The organism is Microcoleus sp. AT9b-C3 (assembly GCF_036705485.1).
GTDB lineage: Bacteria > Cyanobacteriota > Cyanobacteriia > Cyanobacteriales > Microcoleaceae > Microcoleus.
This window is the reverse complement of sequence record NZ_JAUBUR010000001.1, coordinates 118,558-126,793: the sequence shown is the minus strand read 5'-3', so window position 1 is coordinate 126,793 and position 8,236 is coordinate 118,558. Positions and strand designations below refer to the sequence as shown.

General features: G+C 39.0%; 4 protein-coding genes and 1 pseudogene. 3 read left to right on the top strand and 2 right to left on the bottom strand.

Features of this window, described 5'->3' with window-relative positions; all coding sequences use genetic code 11:
• From QUB77_RS00500 to QUB77_RS00490, 3 genes and pseudogenes are all read left to right on the top strand, one after another.
• Positions 1 to 537 (top strand): annotated as a pseudogene (locus QUB77_RS00500) (hypothetical protein); the annotation flags it as partial.
• A 19-nt stretch (positions 538 to 556) separates the two neighbouring features.
• On the top strand, positions 557 to 1,384 hold the full coding sequence (locus QUB77_RS00495) for a sulfotransferase domain-containing protein (RefSeq protein ID WP_333322778.1): 828 nt from the start codon (positions 557 to 559) through the stop codon (positions 1,382 to 1,384).
• Positions 1,385 to 1,482: 98 nt separating this feature from the next.
• A complete protein-coding gene (locus QUB77_RS00490; RefSeq protein WP_333322776.1) occupies positions 1,483 to 6,777 on the top strand; it encodes a glycosyltransferase in 5,295 nt (1,764 codons plus the stop codon).
• Positions 6,778 to 6,845: 68 nt separating this feature from the next.
• Here the strand turns inward: QUB77_RS00490 and QUB77_RS00485 are convergent, their stop codons facing one another.
• Complete coding sequence (locus tag QUB77_RS00485; RefSeq protein ID WP_333311070.1) at positions 6,846 to 7,691, bottom strand: sulfotransferase family 2 domain-containing protein; 846 nt, start codon at positions 7,689 to 7,691, stop codon at positions 6,846 to 6,848.
• A 75-nt stretch (positions 7,692 to 7,766) separates the two neighbouring features.
• Entirely contained in the window at positions 7,767 to 8,075 is a 309-nt protein-coding gene (locus QUB77_RS00480) for a tetratricopeptide repeat protein (protein ID WP_333311068.1), read from the bottom strand.
• Positions 8,076 to 8,236: the final 161 nt, after the last annotated feature.

The following is an 8,236-nucleotide window of genomic DNA, read 5'->3' as shown; positions in this document are numbered from 1 at the left end:
TCTCAGCTCCATCAAGTTCAAGAGGAATCACAACAGTACCAATCTCAGCTCCATCAAGTTCAAGAGGAATCACAACATTATCAGTCTCAGCTCCATCAAGTTCAAGAGGAATCACAACAGTACCAATCTCAGCTCCATCAAGTTCAAGAGGAATCACAACATTATCAGTCTCAGCTTCATCAAGTTCAGACAGAATTGCAACGATCGCAGTTCCAGCAATATGCCCTTAGTGAGACAGGTGTCCAACCGAGCAAAATGCCGTACACACTTCTAGTGTGGGATGCGTGGTATGCTTACCAAAACGGCAATGTAACCAAGATGCAAAAGTGCTTGCAGGAATCCTTGAAGTGTACGCCTTTCTCAAAAACAGAAACATTGATGAACTGGCTAGAGAGTTTTGTCAAATTCTCCTCAGAGAAAGAGCATCAACTAGATACCTACGCACTCACAAACTCAGAAGAGTGGAAGCAATTGATGCGGTGGACAGTTGCAATTAAGCCAATTCGTAAAACTAAAGCTCTCTCACACTCATTATAATTTGACCAGATTAACCTAAATGACTACAACTCCCAGTATTATTTGGTTCACCGCTCACAAATGCGCTTCCGTGTATGCTACTGAAATTTTGCAGAAGCTGGCACATGATTTAGGTATGACTTATGTAAACTATGAAGGAGGTTTGTGGGAAGCAGGTCAATCTTTAGGGAAATTATTTTCCGGCGATGGTCCTGAAAAAATTAATAATATGTTTAAAACAACTGGTCATATTTACGAACCCTTCAGACAATATTACCCCATACCGGAAATGGAGAAATACAAGGTAATTCTGATGTTGAGTGCTCCAAGAAATGTCCTCACGTCACTTTATTTTTCTATTGCATATAGTCAGAGCATACCAGAAAGCCAAAAGACACAGATTGAGTTGGCAAGAGAAGACGCAAGAAAGAAAAATATAGATGATTTGGTGATACAAAGATATCCTTGGCTGAGAAAAAATTACGCTCAGTATAAAAAATATCTATTTAATAAAAAAAATATCTTACTTCTAAAATATGAAGATATGGTTACAGATTTCGCGGATGGGCTGAATGAAATTCTCAAACATCTCCAAATGAAGCCGAGTGAACAGCTAATAAAAGAGCTAGTAAATGGGGCTAAATTTGAAGTAGAAAAGAATATTTATTCTCATAAAAGGCAAGTCAAACCGGGAGATCATAGAAGAAAGTTACAGGTTAAAACCATTAAGCAATTGAACTTAGAATTTAAGGACGTTTTGAAGATATATGGATGGTCAACGTACAAATTGCAAGAAAAAAATGAGTTATTTAAACTGACTTTAGAGAGGGCTAGAGAGAAATTAGACAATTTTAAACTTTTATTATAACAAGCCCAACAGCGCATCTCTGATTAGTTCAGAAATTAGTCTGAGAGTTCAGGAGTCAGAATCAAAAGTAATAAATTATCAAGAATGAGGTAGGAATTATGGCAACGTTTGATCGGGAAACATTCGATAAATTGACTCAAGCTCAGGCTAATTTAGAGCGCTATAAAAACCGTTTAGAAAAAATTAAATCCGGGCTTAATAGTTCTCAGTCAACTATCGAGTCGGCTAATACAACTATTAATAATCAGCAAGTAAATTCCGAATCTTATGTTTTAAATTTTGATAACTGCTTTGGTCAAATAAGAGAACCGAAGAAACAAGGCTCTATCCCAGCTAACAATTCAGATTTAATGAGTCAAAAATTGCGAAATCTGGGAATAGAGGTAGATGATTATGAAATAAATGTAGATGAATATCGGCAATATTTTATAAAGGCTAGATACTTAGAGGATTTTGCTGATTATTACTCATTTAATCGAGTAGAGAAGTCTTTGGAACATTATTTGGCAACCAAACTGCTAAAATTGGACTCCGAAGATATTTATATAGATGTTGCCAGCGAAACAGGTACTGTACCTAAAATTTATGCAAAAATGTTTCGATGTAAAACCTACACACAAGACTTAAGTCATCCTCCAGGATTAAATGGTGATATAATTGGTGGTAATGCTGCTGATATGCCTTTGCCCAATGAATTTGCTACAAAGATGGCATTGCACTGTTCATTTGAGCATTTTGAAGATGATTCAGATATTGGTTTTGTCAAGGAAGCGGCTCGTGTATTAAAGCCCGGCGGTGCAGTTTGTATCCTGCCGCTTTACCTCTTTGATGAATATTCTGTTCAATCTGATCCTGTCACCGTAATATCAAGTGGTGGAGTGAATTTTGAAAAGGATTCGGTTATTTACTGTCTTGATGGGTTTAATAACCGTCACTGTCGCTTTTACGATCCCCAGCATTTTTTCGATAGAATATGTCGAAACCTTAATGGTCTTAAACTCAAAATTTACAGAATAAAAAATGCTAAACAAGTTGATGAATCATGTTACATTCAGTTTGCCGCCGTCTTAGAGAAACCGCTAGATGATAATACATTTGGTTTAAACCAGGAAACTGCCAAGATAAGTTCATCGCAACACAAATTAAGTCTATCTCATCCCGCACAAACAACTCTAGGAACGCCCAATCAGTTCTCTTCAATCTCCAGTAAGCCTCGCATAGATGTGGTATTGCAAGCTACTGGAACACATGGATGGAACTTTTCGCGAGGTTGGGTCAATGTTTTGGAAAGACAAGGTTTACTGAATCGTGTATTTACCCCTGTCGCTGAATGGGGAGCCTCAGAACCTACAGATGATGATGGTTTGTATGAATACTTGAAAAACCCGGAAGCAGATATAATGCTCTTGCTTGGATTTGATTGGCATTCTCAACCTCTACACAATAATTTAAAATGGCAGGAGCAATGGTATAATGCCAACATCAAAAAGGTCGCAATTTTTCAAGAACATTGCTCGGCAGATATAGTACAAAATACACCACAGTGGCAAGAGCCAATTTTGATCGCCATTGACAATGCGGCGACCTGCGTTAGTGCCATTATATGTAATCATGAACCGGATGTCTCTTGGTTACTGAATCGAGGCATAAAAATACCGACAGTTTTTTCTCCTTTTGCTATTGATCCCCAATACTACAATTGCAGAATTCCTTTCGTACAAAGAAAAAGTTCTGCCGTTTTTCGAGGTAATGCGACTCCTCACTTTAACAATAAAACCTATTATCAGCGATCTCAACTAATGAATAGGCTTAAGCCAAATCATCATGTTGATTTATATGCATTAGTAACCGATTTACTTTCAAAACCGTTGGATGCAGTTCAGTCTTATGTGGATGAACTAAATACTTATAAGTTGGGATTAAATTTACCTTCACTATCTCCAACGTTAACTTCACGCCCCTATGAAATAATGGGATGTGGGACTTTGCTGCTTCAGAACCATGTTATAGGGGATAAATCTAACAAGTTATTTCGTGACTGGGAGCATTTAGTGTACTATAACCCAGAAAATTCTGATGATTTAATCGAAAAAATAGAATATTTGCTTAAAAATCCCGCTTTAGCGGAGGAAATAGCGGCTCGTGGTTATCATTTGTGCCAGGAAAAACATACTATTGAATGTCGAGTCAAAGAGTTAATTGAATGGGCCGATAGTGGTTTTAGAGTAAGCGAAGATACTCCTAAAATCTTTGATGATTCTGCTGGATATTCAATGTTTCCATCACCCGGCTTAAATAAAACTACAAATACGCACGGACAAAAGATTCGTCAAAACTCATTTTTGGTTGCTGTAGATGCAATATTTTTTCAGCTTAACAATACAGGTATAGCTAGAGTTTGGAAATCCCTATTAGAAGAGTGGGTGAAAGATGGTTTTGCCAAGGATATTCTAGTTCTTGATCGAGCGGGAACAGCACCTAAAATTTCAGGTATCAGGTATTGTAAAATCCCTGAGTACAACTACGATGACACTGATAGAGATAGACAAATGCTTCAGCAAATTTGTGATGAAGAAGGAGCTGATATCTTTATTTCTACATACTACACAACTCCTCTATCAACCCCCTCTGTGTTTATGGGATATGACATGATTCCAGAATTAATAGAGGAAAATCTTCACCATCCCATGTGGCAAGAAAAACATCGGGGAATTCGACACGGTTCTGCATATCTAACTATATCAGAAAATACTAAGTGCGATCTGGCTGGTTGCTTTCCAAATATATTAGTAGATTCAATAACTGTAGCACATTGTGGTATTGATTGTAATTTTACTCCTGCCAGTCAAGAGGAAATTATTAGATTTACATCAAAATATGAGATTCGTAAACCTTATTTTCTGGTTGTGGGAGAGAGAATAGGTTGGCATCAATACAAAAATACAACTAGCTTTTTTGAATCTTTCCACAATCTGCCTAATTGGCAAGATTTGGAGATTGTTTGTGTTGGTGGTCATCCTCAACTGGAAGATGAAATTAAAGTTCATGTCCAAAACAGTAGAGTTCATTTGCTCAGACTGAGTGATGTCGAATTGAAAATCGCTTACTCCGGGGCTGTGGCTTTAGTTTATCCTTCTCTTTACGAAGGCTTTGGAATGCCTGTAGCGGAGGCAATGGCTTGTGGTTGTCCAGTTATTACTTGCCCTTTTTCTTCTCTACCTGAAGTTGGTGGAAATGCGGTTTTGTATGTGAGTGGCAGAGATGTTAATGAACTGGTAGAAGCAATGATTAAGGTTCAGAAACACGAAGTGCGTGAGTCTCTAATTAGGCGGGGATTAGAACAATCCAAGCAGTTTTCTTGGTCTAAAATGGCCGAAATAGTTAAGTCTGTTTTGATTGGAACGGCGAGGGTAAAGGAGTATCCGCCCATTGAAAATACAGTTAGTGTACCTACAGAGAAATATAAAGTCTCAGCCATCATCTCTACCTATAATTCAGAAAAATACATTCGCGGTTGTTTGCAGGATTTAGTTGACCAAACACTTTATAAACAAGGCGAACTCGAAATCGTTATTGTTGATAGTGCTTCGCAACAAAACGAACAATCTATTGTTAAAGAATTTCAATCCAAATATCAAAACATAGTATATCAACGTACTCCTGAGCGTGAAACTCTGTATGCTGCTTGGAATAGGGCCATTAAAATGTCGCAGGCAAAATACATTACTAATGCTAATACAGACGATCGCCACCGTTGTGATGCTTTAGAAGTCATGGCCAATTTTTTAGATACACACCCAGAAGTATCTCTAGCATATCCCGATCAGCTAATTACTACTGTTCCTAACGATACATTTGTCACAACACAAAGTAATCGACACTGGAATTGGCCGCCATATTCTTATGAGCAGATGAAACAAGGTTGCTGCGTTGGCTCCCAACCTATGTGGAGAAAGTCGCTACATGACAAATACGGCTACTTTCGTTCAGAATTTCACTGTGCAGGGGATTATGAATTCTGGCTACGGATTGGTAGCCAAGGGGAAAATATGGCTCTTATCTCGGAAATTCTTGGACTCTATTACTTCAATCCGCAAGGTATAGAACACGGTACACCTGGAAGATCGGGTCAAGAAACCGATCGGATATGTGACGAGTATGACATAAAACGTTTATATATTCCCCAAATTTCTGGTCCTGAGCGCAAGTTCGATGATTTGCAATACCAAGGCGTGCTTCTTACAGACGAAGAGAGAGCTAATCTCATCCGTCACCAACAACTCACCGTCAACTATCCATCTGAAACCCAGAAGCAAGTGCCGAGCCCATTGATTGGTATCATTCCCCAGCCCCTTGTCAGTGTCATCATTCCCACTAAAGACCGTCCAGAAATGCTGGCTCACGCTGTGCAAAGCGTGCTAGCTCAAACTTTCCCAGATGTAGAAATCATAGTAGTCAATGATGGTGGCACTGACGTGCAGGAAGTTCTAGATCGGATCAACTCAAAAAGCAACATCACGTACCTCAAGCACGATCGTAATCAAGAACGCTCGACAGCCCGCAATACAGGCATTCGCGTTGCTCGTGGCAAGTACATCGCCTATTTAGACGATGACGATATGTACTATCCCAACCACGTCCAAACTTTAGTAGAATTTTTGGAAAACAGCGAGTATAAAGTCGCCTACACAGATGCTGTGATGGCAGAGCAGCAAAAGCAAAACGGGCAATACGTGACAATTAACCGCAGCGTTCCCTATTCTTTTGATTTCGATTACGACAAAATTTTAGTGGGTAATTTCATTCCCATGCTGTGCCTGACGCACGAAAAATCATGTTTAGATGAAACCGGAATGTTTGACGTTAATTTGAACACTCACGAGGATTGGGATTTGCTGATTCGACTCTCCCGCAGCTTTAAAATTGCCCATATCAAGGAAACCACTTGCGAATTTACACGGAGAGATGATAGCACGACAACAACCAGCAAAAACCGGGCTGATTTTGTACGAACTAGGGAGATTATTTACAACAAATACAGTCAGTACGCTCAAACCAATTTAGCTGTAATGGAGGCTCAGCATTTAGCCTTCAAGTCGGAAGCAAAAGAAGTAGCAACGCAATTAGAAATAATTCAGGAAAAGTTCATACAATCGCAGTCGCAACTGCAAGTTTCTCAGGAAGAGAAACAGCAACTCGAATCCGAATCAGAAAGCTGGCAGCAGAGAGCACAGCAGGCACAGCTCAAACTCGATCTCGTACAGGAAGAGAAAAACTGGATCGAATTGCAATCTCAAACTTGGAGGCAGACAGCACAGCAGATGCAGGTAGAACTAGAGCAGGTGCGATCGCAACTCAAACAAGCTCAGTTACCTTTAAAACGAGTGCAATGACTGCGTGCGACAGCTTATGTTCCTGTATTGTCAACTACAGGTTATTTATGCTCTGCTTGAGTATGGTTTTATAGCGCTCTAAATCCTGTTTTATAGCGCTCCAAATCCTGCTTAAATTGCAATAATCTAGCTCGGTAGCATTCTAAGTCTGTCTTAAATACAGGTTCTAGAGCCGCTTTTGTTTGTGAGCAAGTAGAATCTGTTGATTTACTCTTGGATTCTTCTTCTCTAGCCTTAACAATAGTGTAAAGCTTAACATCTTGCTCGTTCCTGCTAAGAATTTTCTCGAATAAGCTATAGTTTATTGCCTCTTGGTCTACAATTTTTTTGCTCTTATTGAGTATTGGATAGCTAGGTACAGCCTTGCCAAAGTGATGACAAACCTTTTCCAGGATCACGTCAAAATTTTCTAGGGTACCAAAACAATCAAAGTCATTTTTTAAAATTTCTAAAGTTGTCTGGCATAAAGGCTGATTACTAATTAGTTGGCATTGCATATTTGGCACATAATAATCGCTATAAATAAACTCTTCAAAGCTCATTTTTTTTACTTTATTGTGGTGAAAATGTTGTGGTGTTTGTAATATATACTGATACCAAGATATACTCAGAGCTACTGGGTTTCTCAAGATGGTAAATGTAAAGAATTGCCTGATGCTTTCACCAAGTTTCCTTTTGGTTCTAATAAAATTCATATGACCGGCAATAATTTTGTAGGCTGATACCTGTTCAAAATTGAGTTCGTGAAATTGTTTAACATGTTCTTGAGTACCAATAAACAAAGAAGCTTTTTTTTCTGAAAAGATATAATTATTGATTATATCGTACATAGTTGAGCCCCCTGTTTTAGGAAGATGGATGAACAAAAGGCGATTTTTCTTGAGTAGTTGGCTGTTTGGCTCGGTTTGATACATAATGATTTATATTTTGTAGAACTTACAGAGATACTTCGTCAAACCCCTTTTTTAAAGGGGCTTCAGGGGTTATTATCAAGAAATTTTAGCTTTAAGCTCGAGGGCGCGACGGTAACAAGCACTAGCTTCATCGATGCGCCCAACTTTTGCTAAGGCATCCCCTAACTTATTGTGCGACTCAGAGAAGTCTGGATTAAGTTCGATCGCCGAACGGTAAGCCCCGGGCGCCTCCTCTACCGCACCCTTGCTCATCAAAGCATTCCCTAAACCGCAGTAACACAAAGAATACTCAGGCCGAATCTCGATCGCCTTGCGGTAAGAAATTTTTGCCGTTTGCCTTCCAGAGCGTTTACCATCGCCATAGTTTTTTTTTACTAAAGCCAATTTTTTAAGTGACCTGGGAAATTCTGTGATTGCAAATATCTTCCTTTCATAATTCTACCATCTCCACTTGCCTTTTCTCCCATGAGACTAAATCGAACTCGCAGAATTTTGAACCGTGCATTTATCTGGTGAGGATTACCAGTTCCCTAAGATAGTCAGAT